The 15,740-nt window shown below is 57.0% G+C and carries 17 protein-coding genes; 9 read left to right on the top strand and 8 right to left on the bottom strand.

What is annotated here, in order from left to right:
• Positions 1 to 813: 813 nt before the first annotated feature.
• The 4 genes from IB244_RS30285 to IB244_RS30270 all read left to right on the top strand — a co-directional run bounded on the left by IB244_RS30285 (position 814) and on the right by IB244_RS30270 (position 3,795).
• Entirely contained in the window at positions 814 to 1,863 is a 1,050-nt protein-coding gene (locus IB244_RS30285; protein WP_192306697.1) for a porin, read from the top strand.
• Between the two features lie 747 nt (positions 1,864 to 2,610).
• On the top strand, positions 2,611 to 2,874 hold the full coding sequence (locus tag IB244_RS30280; protein ID WP_192242092.1) for a DUF982 domain-containing protein: 264 nt from the start codon (positions 2,611 to 2,613) through the stop codon (positions 2,872 to 2,874).
• Between the two features lie 111 nt (positions 2,875 to 2,985).
• Positions 2,986 to 3,297 (top strand): ArsR/SmtB family transcription factor, encoded by a 312-nt coding sequence (locus tag IB244_RS30275; RefSeq protein WP_192306695.1) that lies wholly within the window; start codon positions 2,986 to 2,988, stop codon positions 3,295 to 3,297.
• A 141-nt stretch (positions 3,298 to 3,438) separates the two neighbouring features.
• Positions 3,439 to 3,795: a PAS domain-containing protein gene (locus tag IB244_RS30270; protein WP_210334357.1), complete on the top strand. Its 357-nt coding sequence runs from the start codon at positions 3,439 to 3,441 to the stop codon at positions 3,793 to 3,795.
• A gap of 66 nt (positions 3,796 to 3,861) precedes the next feature.
• Here the strand turns inward: IB244_RS30270 and IB244_RS30265 are convergent, their stop codons facing one another.
• Positions 3,862 to 4,020 carry a hypothetical protein gene (locus IB244_RS30265; protein ID WP_192306692.1) on the bottom strand — a complete coding sequence of 53 codons (159 nt, stop codon included), beginning with the start codon at positions 4,018 to 4,020 and terminating at the stop codon, positions 3,862 to 3,864.
• 122 nt (positions 4,021 to 4,142) lie between these two features.
• Here IB244_RS30265 and IB244_RS30260 point away from each other — a divergent pair, with 122 nt between their 5' ends.
• A complete protein-coding gene (locus IB244_RS30260; RefSeq protein WP_082728620.1) occupies positions 4,143 to 4,286 on the top strand; it encodes a DUF1127 domain-containing protein in 144 nt (47 codons plus the stop codon).
• Between the two features lie 196 nt (positions 4,287 to 4,482).
• On the opposite strand, the gene IB244_RS30255 is transcribed toward IB244_RS30260, so the two are convergent.
• The 4 genes from IB244_RS30255 to IB244_RS30240 form a co-directional block, all read right to left on the bottom strand.
• On the bottom strand, positions 4,483 to 5,592 hold the full coding sequence (locus IB244_RS30255; protein WP_192306690.1) for a LysR substrate-binding domain-containing protein: 1,110 nt from the start codon (positions 5,590 to 5,592) through the stop codon (positions 4,483 to 4,485).
• A 372-nt stretch (positions 5,593 to 5,964) separates the two neighbouring features.
• Positions 5,965 to 6,210 carry a hypothetical protein gene (locus IB244_RS30250; protein ID WP_025662810.1) on the bottom strand — a complete coding sequence of 82 codons (246 nt, stop codon included), beginning with the start codon at positions 6,208 to 6,210 and terminating at the stop codon, positions 5,965 to 5,967.
• A gap of 378 nt (positions 6,211 to 6,588) precedes the next feature.
• Positions 6,589 to 7,344 (bottom strand): hypothetical protein, encoded by a 756-nt coding sequence (locus tag IB244_RS30245; protein ID WP_192306688.1) that lies wholly within the window; start codon positions 7,342 to 7,344, stop codon positions 6,589 to 6,591.
• A gap of 117 nt (positions 7,345 to 7,461) precedes the next feature.
• On the bottom strand, positions 7,462 to 8,043 hold the full coding sequence (locus IB244_RS30240; protein ID WP_312867295.1) for a hypothetical protein: 582 nt from the start codon (positions 8,041 to 8,043) through the stop codon (positions 7,462 to 7,464).
• A gap of 319 nt (positions 8,044 to 8,362) precedes the next feature.
• Between IB244_RS30240 and IB244_RS30235 the strand changes: the two genes are divergently transcribed.
• Positions 8,363 to 8,572, top strand: coding sequence for a dodecin (locus tag IB244_RS30235; protein ID WP_192242087.1), 210 nt, complete (start codon positions 8,363 to 8,365; stop codon positions 8,570 to 8,572).
• Positions 8,573 to 8,942: 370 nt separating this feature from the next.
• Here IB244_RS30235 and IB244_RS30230 read toward each other — a convergent pair whose 3' ends face one another.
• From IB244_RS30230 to IB244_RS30220, 3 genes are all read right to left on the bottom strand, one after another.
• Positions 8,943 to 9,719 (bottom strand): siderophore-interacting protein, encoded by a 777-nt coding sequence (locus IB244_RS30230; protein WP_192306685.1) that lies wholly within the window; start codon positions 9,717 to 9,719, stop codon positions 8,943 to 8,945.
• A 104-nt stretch (positions 9,720 to 9,823) separates the two neighbouring features.
• On the bottom strand, positions 9,824 to 10,441 hold the full coding sequence (locus tag IB244_RS30225) for an O-methyltransferase (protein WP_192306683.1): 618 nt from the start codon (positions 10,439 to 10,441) through the stop codon (positions 9,824 to 9,826).
• Between the two features lie 35 nt (positions 10,442 to 10,476).
• A complete protein-coding gene (locus tag IB244_RS30220) occupies positions 10,477 to 10,929 on the bottom strand; it encodes a PadR family transcriptional regulator (protein ID WP_192306681.1) in 453 nt (150 codons plus the stop codon).
• Between the two features lie 339 nt (positions 10,930 to 11,268).
• On the opposite strand from IB244_RS30220, the gene IB244_RS30215 reads away from it, so the two are divergent.
• From IB244_RS30215 to rbbA, 3 genes are all read left to right on the top strand, one after another.
• Positions 11,269 to 11,568, top strand: coding sequence for a hypothetical protein (locus IB244_RS30215; RefSeq protein WP_192306679.1), 300 nt, complete (start codon positions 11,269 to 11,271; stop codon positions 11,566 to 11,568).
• A 301-nt stretch (positions 11,569 to 11,869) separates the two neighbouring features.
• Positions 11,870 to 12,940 (top strand): HlyD family secretion protein, encoded by a 1,071-nt coding sequence (locus IB244_RS30210; RefSeq protein ID WP_113469794.1) that lies wholly within the window; start codon positions 11,870 to 11,872, stop codon positions 12,938 to 12,940.
• Between the two features lie 31 nt (positions 12,941 to 12,971).
• A complete protein-coding gene (gene rbbA, locus IB244_RS30205; protein WP_192306677.1) occupies positions 12,972 to 15,740 on the top strand; it encodes a ribosome-associated ATPase/putative transporter RbbA in 2,769 nt (922 codons plus the stop codon).

Below are 15,740 nucleotides of genomic sequence, written 5' to 3'. Positions count from 1 at the left end.
CCTCGCCTCAAACCAAAAAGTCCAAGGAACCAATCAGCACCAAAGCCAATCTTAAAAGAAACTTGAGAGCGAAGGACTTCGTCGCCAGCAGCGCCGCCGCCCTCGTTCAGTGAGGGGGCTTATAGATGCCCAACCAGATCGCCGTCAAGCAGGACTATTGGAATCTCGAGACAATTCGAACAACTGATTGAACTTACGGGGTAATTTTCTGAATGGCCCCCCGTCGCTCACAGACCTCCGGTCGTAACATCCCGGATCTGTGTTGTGGACGCTCGCCGGGGTCCTTGGATGGAGCCTGGTCCAGAAGAACGGTAGCTCCCTCAAGTGGAAACCGTTCGGGCCTGACGATCGAAAGCCGCGGCTGACAGTAGAATCTCTCCTTGGCATCGCTGTAGCCCATGACAGCGACTTCGCGCACCTCACCGCTGACAGAAGGTCAGGTCTCCTCTCAAAGGGAATTTGGAGCGTCAGTGGAGGTTCAGGTCAGATCATGGTGACGATGAAGCCGTCTATAACGGGAACTTATAAATTCTTTGCAATTCAAATTTGTGGGAGAGAACAACACCACGATAGATAGCAGGGGGAGCATGGGCGATGCCGTGGGGGCAATGCTCAATCATAGATAGCAAAGGGGGATCCGTGCACGTTTCAAATAGACAATGTCATTGGTAGTTTTTTCATTCAGGTAGAATGAGCACCACGCTTCTGCGCAAACGCACATTGCTTCGCAGAGCCTTTCACGAAAACTGGGTAGGTAGAGCCGTTTCTCGGCAATGATGACCTGTGCCCAATCGACAGAAGATTGGACTATTTATGAATATTAAGATGATCCTTGTGAGCACGACCGCGGCCTTGGCTGCCATCTCAAGCGCCCAGGCTGCTGACGCCATCGTTGCTGCCGAGCCGGAACCGGTTGAATATGTCCGCGTTTGCGACGCTTACGGCAGCGGCTACTTCTACATCCCGGGCACCGAAACCTGCCTGAAGATCAGCGGTTACATCCGCTTCCAGGTTAGCGCCGGCCCGAATGCCAGCGCAACCACCGGCAATGGCACCACAGTCGCCAACGACTCTGACTGGGACGCTTACACCCGTGGTCAGGTCCAGTTCACCGCCAAGTGCGACACCGAATACGGCCCGCTCACCGGTGTCATCGTCCTGCAGACGAATGCCGACAACGCCAAGTCGCAGGCGGCTTTGCTTGACTCCGCCTATATCGATATCGCTGGCTTCCGCGCCGGTCTGTTCTACAGCTGGTGGGACGATGGCCTCTCGGGCGATACCGACGACATCGGCAGCAAGGTCACGCTGCACAACTCCATCCGTTATCAGTACGAAGCCGAAAACGTCTACGCCGGCATCAGCGTTGACGAGCTGGAAGATAGCCCGTTCTACAACAGCGAACAGCCGAACAACGTCGGCGTAGCAGTCGGCATCGGCGGCAAGGCTGGGGTATTCAGCTACCAAGTCACAGCTGGTTACGACACCGACAACGAAGCCGGCGCAGTCCGTGCGATGGGTACCGTTGCGATTGGTCCGGGCACCCTTGGCCTCGCAGCTGTCTGGGCGTCCGATCCGGGTGCTTATTACTCCACTTCCGAGTGGGCAACTGCTGCGGAATACGCAATCAAGGCGACCGACAAGCTGAAGATCACTCCAGGCGTTCAATACTACGGCGGGTACCGCGTCGTTAACGCCGCTACCGACGCCGCCTTCTCGGACAACGACGCTTGGAAGGTCGGTGTGACGGTTGACTATCAGATCGCCGACAACCTCTACGCCAAGGCAGCCGTCAACTACCTCGACGGCGACAACATCGACGACGTCACGACGGGCTTCTTCCGCCTCCAGCGGGCATTCTAATTAAGAACGGCGCCGCGTTTTCCACCTCTCTCCGTGGTTAAAGTCGGGGGGAAAGGCAGCGCGGCGCGGCACTTGGAAGTCTCTGATCGGGTGGACCTCCGGTCGGATGCCAGGGGTGGCCCGGGTTCCCTGCCCGGCCACCCCTTTCATTTTGAGGACGAAGCTATTCGCGAGAGAACGTCTTTCCAACGCGTCGCCGCCAGCACACGTTCATTGGCTTGTGCGCTGCCTCATCATACACGGCGCCGCAGCGTCTGGACGACGCCTGAGCTGGATCACGAGGTTTGCGCAGACCCGAACGCATTGGCTTTTCTTGGGTTAGCAGTGGCCCGGAGCGCGAAGGTGTGGTCATGCTTCATCGTCACGAAATGTAAACGAGAGTTGTTTTGCTTGAGAGCCTCGATCGTGAGGCGTATTGTCCGCAGCGCTGCCCACTCTCGGGCACTGCTCATCAATCTAGGCCCCACCCTATTGGGGCCTCTTTTTTTCAACTTGCTCGTCGTAACCCGGCGATGCCATCCGGTAAAATACGAAGACCCAGTTCGTTGGCGGCCGTGACAATGCGGCCCGGGCGTCATCAACTTGCGCGTAGCATTTGCACCGAGGTCATGAATGTTAGCCTCCGCACCCGCTCAAAGCACGGTCTTTCGTTGCTGCCTCTGCTGGTCGAGTCTCCAGCAAGGGTCGTGAAGCTGGAACACTTCTTGCTCGGTTAATGATGTGTTTACCGTGCGGAGGCGTTTTGTAATGAAGTGGCACAGAAGCGATCATTTCGCTCCCCTGATGCTGGTGATGGGTGGTCGGGAAAAATACAGGCTCGTCGGGTCCCTGAGAGAGGTTGCGGAAGCCCTTATAGGTGAATGGCCATCCGACGACGGAGAAGAGTACATGGAGGCCGTGAAGGTCTGCCTTGACGCAATCCATGGAAAGCTGTCGGCGCAGGAAGCACGCGAAGCACTCATTCGGGCTGCGGACGAAGCGGGAATTCCAGTAATCCGGGCTGTTCACTGAACGCGTCTCAGAGCTGCGCTCGAATACATCTCAAAAAAGTAATGTAGCGATCTCTAGCCTGGACGCCATCTTACGTATAAGTCAGCCGCAGTGGTTAAATGGTGGATTGAAATGCATGATGAAATGGTTTTCGTTGAGCACGCGAAGCTGCTCACTCTCCTCGCTAATGAAAAGCGGCTGCTTATTGCTTCCCATCTTCTCGGCGCCGAACTCAGTGTGAATGAACTCGCAGACAAGGTGGGCCTCTCGCAGTCGGCCCTCTCCCAGCATCTCGCAAGATTTCGTGCCGCAAGGGTAGTCACCACGCGACGCAAGGCGCAGACAATCTACTACTCGACATTAGACGACAGTATTCGTAGGGTCCTGGAAGCCGTAGGAGAGATCTTTGCGCGGGACGCCGGTCCGGCTGCCAAGTCAACATAACTTCTGGATGCCATACTCTTCTCTCAAAGGCCAACTTGCGGACACGTCGAGCTACGGACATTCTATGCAAAGCGGCAAACGAGAGGACCAACGGTGCCGGACGCAAAGCACTTATTCGTCACGAATATCTCGGGTGAACGAATGCCTGACCCCGGCCTGTTTACGTGGGACATGAACGCGGACCTCGTGTACGCGGACGGTGCCCTCGCCGCGTTGTTCGGTCTCGATCCCGCGGAAACTGAACGGGGATTGCCGGTACAAACCTATCTTGATCGTGTGCACCCCGACGACTTGGCTGTATTGGCTAAACAGATCAGCGACGCCATTGTCGCGCAACACCCAACGGTGCAGCACTATCGGTCACAAAAGGCAGATGGATCCTATGTTTCGGTTTCCGCCTTCGGCCGATGCTTTCGGGATCGCAAAGACAATCCGATCCACTACGCTGGAATTGTGGTGCCGGACGAAACGTCCCCACCCGTTGGCGCGGCTCATTGAGATGCGGCTACTGCGCTGATTGCACCAGGCTTTTCCGCGCGAGATCACGCAGACCGTAGTCATTCGCTATAGCAGCTGCCAAGTGTGGCCATATGGATTTCGCAGATCATCGCCCGCTCCGTTTCTGGCTGCCGTCGAGTTCCAGGCATCAATGCGAACCGTACGGATCGCATTGAGCATCGACTTGCCGCATTCACCGCTGCGCACGACATGCAATCTACGCATAGCTGAGGTCCAGTCTTCGCGCTGCAAAATTGGTCCGACCAATCATATATAAGCGACATCGAAGTAATCGAAGCGCCACGGACTGGCAGCTGACTTCGAAAACCCAGGAAAGGGGATTTATCATGAACATCGCACGCTCTTTTATCAATTGGCGTAAGTATCGTCAGACGGTCTCCGAACTGGGCCGCATGAGCAATCGCTCACTCCATGACCTTGGCATTAATCGCGGCGAAATCGAGCGGATCGCAAGAGCTGGCGCTCGCTAAGTCCGCGAAGACAATGTGCAGTTTGAAGCGCTCGTCCTACCAAGCGGGCGCTTTTGTTTTGCCCCGGCAAAGGAAAGAGCCAGAGCGGCTCTCGTATGGTCACGCCACGTAGCTCTGCCTATGCTTTGGGCGAAAATCGCACATGAAAGACGCGAGCATCCATCTCTTGGGAACCGTCGATTGTCTAGAGCGCCCGCTAGACTTCTCCGACGAGCCAGTCCCGAAAGGCGACTATTTTGCGAGAGTTTTGCCGTGTTTCCGAATAGACGAGCCAGAACTTCCCATGGCGGCCGGTCAAATCAAACAATTGCACCAAGCGACCTGACTGAATTTCGGTCTGAAAGAACATAGGCGTAAGAAGAGCTATCCCCTGTCCGGAAATTACGGCCTGGCTAATCGCGAGCTGCGTATCAAATTGGAAGTTCTGAGAGAATGACGGTTTTGGGCTGTCGACGCCCGCTGCATTAAACCAGTCCAGCCACCAATCATCCCTCCAGTCGAGCAATGGGTGTTTCAGAACGTCAGAAGGGACCCTAATTTCACCCGCCGCCTCCAGGAAAGCCGGACTACAAAACGGGGCGAACTCCCGATCCATTAAGGGGTGAGCCTTAAGGCCAGGCCATTTGCCATGCCCCTCCCGGATTCCCACATCGAACGGCTCTCGACTGAAATCGACCACTCGGCTCATCGCTTTCAGTTCAATATCGAGATCGGGGTTGGCATTTCGGAAGCGGCCCAATCGCGGAACCAGCCAGTTGGATGAGAAAGTGCTCGTTGCGGTGATCGAAAGCACTGTGTCCGCCCCTCGGCGAAGAGACACCCGATAGGCTTTCACCGGCCGCACGATGTTCTTTAGCGCCTGAGGTCCGATGTCCTCGTAGCCAAGAGGCAGCTTCTGTTCCACCTGCTCATAGACAGCGCTAGAAAGGCAGATTCCCCCCGGCTCCGCGAGTGCCTCAAGGCGGACTGCGACATTCACACCATCACCGAAGAGATTTCCTCCGTCGACAATCACGTCCCCAAGATTGATCCCGATGCGAAACCTCACCTGCAGACCCTCTGGTAGGTCGAACGAGCGCCCAGAAACATCTTCTTGAAATTCAATCGCTGCTCGCATCGCTTCCACCGGGCTCGCAAACTCAGCGAGAAAGCTGTCACCGGCTACAGCGAATATTCGACCGGAGTGCATTGAGACCAAGCCCGCAATCGCAGTATTGCACGTATTAAGGGCCGCGTGGGTGCGCTCCTCGTCCACCTCCATGAGGCGACTGAACCCGACAACATCGGCAGCAAGAATGACGGCCAATTTGCGTTCCATGGAACGCAAGATAGCTGACTACGCACTGGAAAACCATTACGGGAAAAATACGAGAATCGCGAATGTTGAGGAACCCACCTCGTGTCAGCACCCCTTCCGCTCAGCGGCGCTCGTAAACTCGGCTCAGCCTTTGTTGGTCATCAGTTCAAGGCCGAATACTCGATGGCGGCTGCCACCAACTCAAGCACCGCAAATCGAGATGCGTTTCTTCCGATCTGTTACGTCGCATATGCAACGAAAAGTCGGCGAATGTCTTTCGGGAGCCGGACCAGGATGCGTTTGGGAAAAAGCTACCGTTTCTCGCAAATCGCGGGACAAGCCCGATAAGCGACATCTTTGCGGGTTCCCTGTGAGGCAGGCTCACTTTGATGTTAGCTGAGGAACGGTAAGTAAGCGGGCCTTTGATAGCGCCTGGCGGGCCATCTCGGCAACCTCGCCGTCGCGTTCTTCTGCAGCTTGCTTTTGATCCTTGTGTTCATTGTACGCTTGGTCAGGAGATGGTGTGCTTCTCTCCAACCCCGTCTCGATGCCAACTTCCTCCGCAGAGGTCTGAGAAGCGATCAAAGACGACCCAATCAACAGAACGACACTCGCGAAACTCGACATGCGCCCTCTCCGCTGCCAGTTGCCACTCCGTAACACTATCGACGTGTGATCTTGGCTAAATTAGGATCTTGAGATGCTACTGACGTACTTCCATGATTTTCCGCGTTTGTAGGTCAGGTCTGGTTCTGTCTGGACCGAGTTGCAAAACCATAACGGGTCAATCTGTCAAGGCATGTGCGGGGCAGACGGACGTGTCCCGCATTGGCTGAAACAGCGTGATTTCGTCCTGATTGGGCTATCCCGCAGACGATGCATCTTGCAGCGACTAGTTGTCCGCGGCCGCAGAACCGCACGCAAGTGCCCGAAGATTAAAAAACGCCGTAAAGGTACTGAAAGCGTCGTCGGCCGGGACGTCCCCGGTTCTGAAGTCGCTCTTGCTCAACCCGCATCATATCGAGAAAGCATTCGCCTTAGCTGATCGTTTTGCAAACGCAACTTTTGAGCCAATTCCTGTCTCAGCTGATTGATTTCGCTGTTTAGCACTACGCTTTCGGAAACGAATGCTGCTTCAGGCGATACCTGCACTGTTTCGATCTCGGCAATCGGCAAAGAGCGCCGTTTCACCTTGGGCCGTTCAACGCCTGAAGCGCTTTGCGCCGACCTTACCTTGCGAATACGCTCGACCCCGGCTTTCCGGCCTATTGCGATTGGCGTGGTGGCTGCGTTGGCATCGCTCGTCAACAATGTGGCCGGTTCGGTCGACTTTCCGCTGCCGTTAGCATTCGCGCTGATAGCATTTCTGGCATTAGCTTCAGGTGCATTCGGCACTGCAGTTGAATGTGAGAGTTCCGCTCGCAGGCTCAACCTGTCCTTCGTCACAAGCCTTATTGTCGTTGCCAGCACGGGCTCGGCGTCGTTGGCCAGAGCAAGGCGGGAAGGCGCCACAATCCTCTCTTGCGGCTCGGATCGTTGGACGCTGCCATCGAAAGGAGCGGCCGACGGCTCAATGGAAGCCTCTTCAATGAGTTGGGGAGAATCCTGGAGTTCAGATTCCTCGGTGTCAGGAAGCGTTATGGCTTCGACGTCTTTAGCGCCCGGATGCGGTATCTTCGAAGTCTCGTCCTCGAGCTCACCACGTCCTTCTGAGTTACCACGGGATACCAACCCAGTAATCAGTTTCCACGCTGATCTCATCGATCCGCCTCCTCCGACTCGGTGTTGCAAGAACATAGTACCGGGCCGGAGACCGGGCTTGCAATGCTTGCCCGGTCATCAGTCTCATCGTTGTGGAAAACCCGTGATCCTGTTCACTCAAGCCATGCCAAGCTTCTTCCGAAGGTCAGCGTTCTCTGTGCGGAGCTTCTCGGACAATGCCCTTCGGAGCTTCTGATTCTCTTCCTCGAGCTTCAGAAGATCCGCAAAGTCGTCCGACGCTGGCTTAGGCGCCTCGGCTTTCCGCCGCCCACGCTTCTGAGGTTGCGCGGTTTCCTTTGATTTGGTCGAGGCGATTTTATTTCCCGGAACGGGCGTCGCCGAAGCAATGGCCTCACCCTTTTCCGTGTTCTTCCGGCGGCCGCCACGTGTCTTCTTCGCGGGCGTACTCACCGACGTGGCTACAGCCGCTTCAGCGACGGTCTTCGACTTTCGCGGTGCGCGCGACTTCTTTACTTTAGGTTCATTCCCGGCTGCCGTGTCGTTAGTGACGGTGGCTTTGATTTCGTCAGTCATGTGAAACTCCTTGATGGGCGAAATGTTTGACTGTGCAAAGTCCCCGCAATCATATGCGCAGTTTTCTTTAAAACTTGTTGATAATGACATTCGGGTACCGGTCGCGGAACAGCCCTCAATTCCACTACCTAAGCAAACCAGTTCGCTCGACAGAAGAAGAGCCACACAATTCCTGCATTTACAATTGGATACTTCCAAGAGCGAATTGCAAAAAAAACGTCGCTACTTTTTCGTCAGCGACTCGCCGAAGGCTGAAGGCCCGCCCCCCGCGCGCCAGAATCTTGTTTCAAACCTCTCCTCGCTCGCTCATAGTCCCTTCATGGCAATCGATTGGCGCGGCGCTGGGGCAAAGTCGAGACGAGCATTTGGGCATGGACGAAATCTCGAATGCCAGTCGGACTTGAGACTCTACGGACGCAAACTTTCCTTCGGATGAGTTGGGCGATCGGGTGCCTAAACGCGACGTCAATGGTGGAGGATGGAAATGAGCGATCACGTCTATAAAAAGGTGGAGCTTGTCGGAAGCTCGAAAGTCTCGGTGACGGAGGCAATTGAGACCGCTATATCACGAGCGTCAAAGACAATGCGAAACCTCGATTGGTTTGAGGTTGATCAGATCCGGGGCCACATTAAGAACGGCTCGGTGGAATTCTATCAGGTGGTCATGAAGGTCGGCTTTCGAATAGACGACTAGGCATTGGCTATAGTCACGTTCCCGCTGCAAACGGATGCAATTCACTCATGGCTGCGCTGGTTGCGGCTCAATATGCGACGCCGTTCCACATAACAAAAAACCGATTTTCCCTGAACAGTATCGACGATGGCGCGCCAATGCACAGGGAAAAGAAGCACATCGTGGTTGCGTTTTAGCCTGGCGCCCGTTTGAAGGGTCGCCGGGCTGTGGTGGACGGTGGGAAACATCGTTACACAGTACGATGCCAGATTGATGATTTGACTTTGGCTTGCACCATGGAACTGGTGCGCGCCAGACCACCTCCCGCGGCACATTCTCCGGGCTCTGTCTACGGCGAGAGAACCGGCTTACATGCACTGGCGGCCGAGCCTCAATCCTCGAACTTTTCCGTCGTGTCGGCCTTGCCCTGCACCCAGTAACCGGATGCGCGCAACCAGTTGGCTGGATGCTTGCGTTCATCGGTGAGATAACTGCGAATGCGCCGCGTAACCGAGCCTTCCGCGGCGATCCAGACAAAAGTTCCAGGTTCGACGGCTATGTCGCTTAGGCGGTCGATCAGACGGGCAGGATCGGCCGCATTCTCTCGATAAATCCAATGGGCAGTAAGATTCGCTTTCGTCTCGAAGACCTGCTCGTCCTCAGAGCCCGGCACGGCCACGACGCTGGTCACCAACGTACCCAATGGCAGCTCCTCGATACGGCGGCCGATCGAAGGAAGGGCCGTTTCGTCTCCGATCAGCAGCCAGGAGCGGATTGGTCCTGATATGATCTGGGAGCCGCGGGGGCCGCCGATCTGTATCATGTCGCCCGGACGAGCATTGAGTGCCCATTGCGTCGCCGGACCGGCATCGTGAACGGCAAAGTCGATTACGAGCGTGCGTGTCGCCACATCATATCGCCGGGGCGTATAATCCCGCATTGTCGTTCCGCCGGCACCGTCGGGCACGAAGATCTTGATGTGATCACCCGCCGACAGCGAGGTGAAGCCTTCAAGCTCCTCGCCTCCGAGGGTGATGCGGATCATATGCGGAGTCAGCCGCTCGGTGGATAGGACGTTCAGCTGCCGCCGTTTCAGTTCGTGGCGCACGCGCTCTATGCGCGGGCTGTTTGCGACTTCGGTCAGCCGGTCGCCTTGCAAGATATTCATGTGTTCGTTCCTTTGCTGTCTGTCGTCGTACGACAGTGGAAAAAGACGGCGAGCCGGCAAAGCATTTCCATCGGGAAGTTCTCGAGAAGCATTTCGAGCTCCGTCTAGTCCGGCTCGAAACGACTGACTTCAAGGCCAGCACCCACCGGAAGCAATATACTCGTCATCCCCGGCCTCGCGCGCACGGCCCTCCCGTACATCTTCACGTTCTCGTCGCCAGGCCGCAGCATATTGTCCGCGACGACGATCGCGCCGGGGTTGAGTTTGGGATAGAAGGCTTCCAGGCACGGAATGTAGAGATCCTTCCACAGGTCGAGCAGCACGAAGTCGACGCCAAAAGGCAGCGCGCTGATCATCTCCACTGCATCTCCGACCTTGAAATCGATGTAGTCAGAGAGACCGGCAGCCACCGCGCGTTCCTGAGCGTATAGTGACTTGTATTCGTGAATTTCCATGGTGATCAGGCGCCCGCCGCTCGCCCTGGCAGCCTCCGCAAGCCAAATGCCGGAATAACCGAAGGAGGTCCCGATCTCCAATATCGCGGGGGACTTCTGGCTTCTGGCGACGATGTTGAGAAACTTTCCTGTCTCCGGTCCCACTGCCCTCATACGGCGGTCCTCGCCCCCATCACGCCCGCCTGGCGGCATTTCGCGTGGCCGCGCCTGCTCCTCGCGGATGAGAGCATGATACGCTTCAAGAACCGCTTCGATCTTCTGGTCCATTGTCTTTACCTTTGAACGCCTGAGGCCTTCCGGTGTCACGAGCGGCGTTCGATTGCCCGCGCCGCCTCGTCCAGGATGTTGGCGATATCACCTGTCGTCGCCTCATCCGGCGGCCCCTTTCGAAGCCGCAGCCGCAAGGCGAGCTTCAGGTTTTCCATCGCTCGGATGATCGCGTCTGGAATCTCATCGTGCCCCCGCTCGCCCGGTACGGCCCGGGTCAGCAGTTCCTCCACGAGCGATCTGTTGGCATCTATAAAGGCTCTCCCCTGCTCCGTGACATGATAGAGCTTGCGCCCCCCCTCCTCGAGTTCGATTGAGGCGTAACCCATGTCGTCGAGCCATGCGAGCGTCGGATAAATGACGCCTGGACTGGGTGTATAGTTGCCTCCGAGGCGCTGCTCGATTGCCTTCATCAACTCGTAGCCGTGGAAGGGACGCTGAAAGATCATCGCGAGGATTAGCAGGCGTAGCTCGCCATAGTCGAACATCCGCTTGCCGCCCCTGCCCCGATGGGGCCGTCCATGGTGATCATCAGAAGCGTCTAAAGGTCCGTGTTTCATGCTTACTGAATATATCTCGATATATCGCAAATCAAGATATATCGAGATATATGACGAAAATGTAATCTCCTGTTGACAGGGGGGCTCGGTTGTCCAAACCGTCCTGCTCATCCAGCACCCGGGACACCTGCGGTGACCGGCTAACCGGGCGAGCTAAAACAGGCGCCTGGTCGCCCCGAGAGAGTATTTCTACCGGCGTTCTCGCTCCTTGCGTCCATCGCGTCGCTGGTCGTGCCCAAATTTCGAACTACATCGTTGGAACAATGGGTGGACCAGCAAGCACCTTGGAACACGAGTAAGGACCCGATGCCCCGCGTCATAATCATCGAATGGAAGTCGATCGATGGTACCCTTTTCGTTCATTTTCCCGAGCCGTTTCCAATGGCACCCTTGGAATGGAAAGCCTTTGCCGCCCTCTTCGATCGGATCGGTTTCCAGCCGGGGCAGAAAGATATTCGCACGATGCCTCCTTCCACAGACGCGCCACGGCGTCTAGCAGATGGCTTGATGGCGCTCGGGTACTCGCTGGAGCATCGAGGTGACGTCCCAGAGTCAATCATCAAATAGGCGCGGTTACGCCCCGTTCCCCCATCAACTGAGAAATGCCAATCTGGCTTCAGCTCCCTTTGGCACGTGACGATTGTGCAGCAATCACAAGCAAACATCTGCGTGCATTTTCGATAGACTTTCGCTTGTCGTCTGTCAGGATGGCCGGCAATGGAACTCTTTATTCGAAACATGATGGCCGCTCCGTGCCGGCAACTTTGTGGTCGTGACCCGCCTGTGACGGCGCAGAACCCACGTTCATACTGGCTTGAAATCACGGGATTATGCTGACGGAGACAGTGTCCGTTGCCAAGGAGAGGTAATGATCAAGTCCGCAAAGGGATGGATCTGGGGCGTAGTGGCCCTCGTTGCAATCGGCGTCGGGTATTACGCATGGACCGTCCTTCGCAATGACGGTCTGCCCGCCGGATTTGCTGCCAGCAATGGTCGTATCGAAGCGGTGGAGATTGATATCTCGACCAAGACCGCTGGCCGGCTGAAGGAACTGCTGGTCCGTGAGGGCGATTTCGTCAAGGCGGGTCAGGTGTTGGCGCGGATGGATACCGCTCAGCTCGAAGCGAGCAAGCGCCAGGCCGAGGCGCAGTTGCGCCGGGCGCAGATCGCCGTCGATACGGCCCACAGTCTCGTTGCTCAGCGCGAAGCCGAAAGGAAGTCCGCGCTGGCCGTGATCGAGCAGCGCAAAGCACAGCTTGACTCTGCAATGAAGACCAATGCCCGCTCACGACAGCTCCTGAGCAGCAGCACCGTATCGCAGCAAGTGGTGGACGACAGTGAAGCGGCGGAACAGGCCGCGCGTGCGACGCTCGCATCGGCGGAGGCATCGCTTGCAGCTGCAGACGCGGCGATCAACGCGGCCAAAGCGCAAGTGATCGACGCTGAAGCCGCCGTGGACGCGGCAAAGGCGCAGATCGAGAGCGTCGAAACCGATATCGCCGACAGCACCCTCGTCGCGCCACGCGACGGCCGCATCCAGTATCGTATCGCGCAGCCCGGCGAGGTCCTGTCCGCGGGTGGTCGCGTGTTGAACCTCGTTGATCTTGGCGATGTGTACATGACGTTCTTCTTGCCAACGGAACAGGCGGGCCTCGCATCGATTGGCTCAGACGTCCGTCTGGTGCTCGATGCAGCACCACAATATACGATCCCTGCGAAAGTTTCCTTCGTCGCTGATGTCGCCCAGTTCACGCCGAAGACCGTCGAGACCGAGGAGGAGCGCCAGAAACTCACCTTCCGTGTGCGGGCGCAAATCCCGCAGGAGCTGCTCCAGAAGTATGTCCAATACGTCAAGACTGGACTGCCCGGCATGGCCTATGTCCGGCTCGATCCACAGGCAGCCTGGCCCGAACACCTCGAACGCAACCTCGTGAAGTGATGTGGGGAGCATGAGTGGGGCACCTGCAAGCATGAGCGTTCCCGCAGACGGTCACGCAACCGTGGCTCGGCTGGCGAATGTCACGCTGGCGTTTGGCAAGACGATTGCGCTATCGGACGTGTCACTGGATGTTCCCGCGGGTTGCATGGTCGGGCTGATTGGACCGGACGGCGTGGGCAAATCCAGCCTTCTGTCGCTCGTGTCCGGCGCGCGCGCCGTGCAGAAAGGCGATGTCGAGGTGCTGGGAGGAAATATGTCCGATGCCCGCCATCGTGATGAGACCTGCCCAAGGATCGCCTATATGCCGCAGGGCCTCGGCAAGAACCTCTATCCCACCTTATCGGTCTTTGAGAACGTCGACTTTTTCGGGCGTCTGTTCGGCCATGATCGACAGGAACGCGAGACACGTATCCGCGAACTTCTCGACAGCACCGGGCTCGCCCCTTTTGCTGACCGGCCGGCTGCAAAGCTTTCAGGTGGGATGAAGCAAAAACTCGGGCTCTGTTGCGCGCTTATCCACGATCCGGATCTTCTCATTCTCGATGAGCCGACAACTGGTGTCGATCCTTTGTCACGCCGGCAATTCTGGGACCTGATTGACCAGATTCGCGCCGGCCGGCCGGGGATGAGCGTCATCGTTGCCACAGCCTATATGGAGGAGGCAGCCAATTTCGACTGGCTGGTTGCGATGCATGCCGGCAAGGTGCTCGATACCGGAACGCCTGCCGAGCTTTTGTCGCGCACCGGCACCGGCAATCTCGATGCCGCTTTCATCGCCCTTTTGCCCGAAGCCGAGCGGCGTCGTCACGTCGACGTCGTCATCCCTCCGAAACAGGAAACAGAGGGCGAGGACTATGCGATCGAGGCAAGCCACCTCAGCATGCGCTTCGGCAATTTTACGGCTGTCGACAATGTCAGTTTCCAGATCCCGCGCGGGGAAATCTTCGGCTTCCTGGGATCCAACGGCTGCGGCAAATCGACGACGATGAAGATGCTGACCGGCCTGCTTGCAGCCAGCGAAGGTGAGGCCAGGCTTTTTGGTCGTACCGTTGATGCAAGCGACATGGCGGTGCGTCGTCGCGTCGGTTACATGAGCCAGGCATTTTCGCTCTACACGGAACTGACAGTTCGCCAGAACCTCGATTTGCACGCCCACCTCTTCAAGCTGCCGACAAGTACGATATCGGCTCGCGTCGAGGAGATGGCCAAACGCTTCGACCTCGAAGGTGTGATGGATGCGTTTCCTGACGGCTTGCCACTCGGTATTCGTCAGCGCCTGTCGCTGGCGGTTGCGATGATACATGCGCCGGACGTCCTTATCCTCGACGAACCGACGTCCGGCGTCGATCCCATCGCCCGAGACGCCTTTTGGCAGATCCTGGTCGATCTCTCGCGCAAGGACAATGTGACGATCTTCATTTCGACGCACTTCATGAATGAGGCGGAGCGCTGTGACCGCATCTCGTTGATGCACGCCGGCAAGGTCTTGATCAGCGATACCCCGGAGGCGATCACCAAGAGCAGGAACTCCCCCACACTGGAGGACGCGTTTGTCGCATATCTCGAGGACGCGGCCGGCATATCACCCGTCGTCAAGAGTGCTGCCCCAGAGACGTCCGATACGTCGAAACTGCTGGGCTCGGGTCATGGACAGATCACCGGCAGGCGACGTATTTTCGATTTTCGCCGCATGTTCAGCTATACAAGGCGCGAGGCTCTGGAACTACAGCGTGATCCTATTCGAGCCACTCTCGCAGTACTCGGCAGTGTCATCTTGATGTTCGTCATTGGCTACGGCATCAACATGGACGTGGATGATCTGACGTTTGCGGTCCTCGATCGTGATGATTCCAGTATTAGCCGTGACTATGTGCTCGACATCTCCGGCTCGCGATATTTCATCGAGAAAGACCCCATCCGCGATTACGCAGAGATGGACAGACGGATGCGCGACGGCGAGATCAGCCTCGCGATCGAGATACCGCCTGGTTTCGGCCGAAAGGTGCAGCGCGGCGATCCGGTCGAGATTGGCGCCTGGATCGATGGCGCCATGCCACAGCGGGCAGAGACGATCGGCGGCTATGTCCAGGGAATGCATGCCAACTGGCTGACCGCACGCGCAAAGAAGCTCTATGGTACCGCCGCGACCCAGGGCGCATTCAGCATTGAAACCCGCTTCCGCTACAATCCCGACGTCAAAAGCCTTGTTGCCATGGTTCCGGCCGTCATTCCCCTGCTTCTCCTGCTCATTCCGGCGATGCTCGCCGCACTCAGCGTGGTCAGGGAAAAGGAACTGGGCTCTATCATCAATCTATATGTGACACCGGTCACGCGGCTGGAATTCCTTCTCGGCAAGCAGTTGCCCTACGTGATGCTCGGCATTGCAAACTTCCTGCTTCTGGTTGCCTTCGCAACCCTCGTTTTCAGGGTACCGTTCACCGGCAGTTTCATGACCTATGCGGCGGCCGCGGTGCTTTACGTGATCATCGCCACCTCGATCGGCATCTTCATGTCGACTTTCATGTCCAGCCAGATCGCAGCGATTTTCGGAACGGCGCTTTTGACACTCATCCCCGCGACCCAGTATTCCGGCATGACCGATCCGGTTTCCTCCCTGAAGGGCGCGGGCGCCCTGATCGGCCAGATCTATCCGGCGACCTATTTCATGACGATTTCACGCGGTACCTTTTCAAAGGCGCTCGATTTTTCGGGCCTGGCTGGCTCGTTCATTCCTTTGCTGATTGCAATTCCCATATTGGTCGTCGCCGGCGCGGTACTGCTGAAGAAGCAGGAGAGTTGA

The organism is Rhizobium sp. RHZ02 (genome assembly GCF_014851575.1).
Lineage (GTDB): Bacteria > Pseudomonadota > Alphaproteobacteria > Rhizobiales > Rhizobiaceae > Rhizobium > Rhizobium altiplani.
Note: the sequence above shows the minus strand (reverse complement) of the source record. Positions and strands in the feature narration are given on the sequence as shown.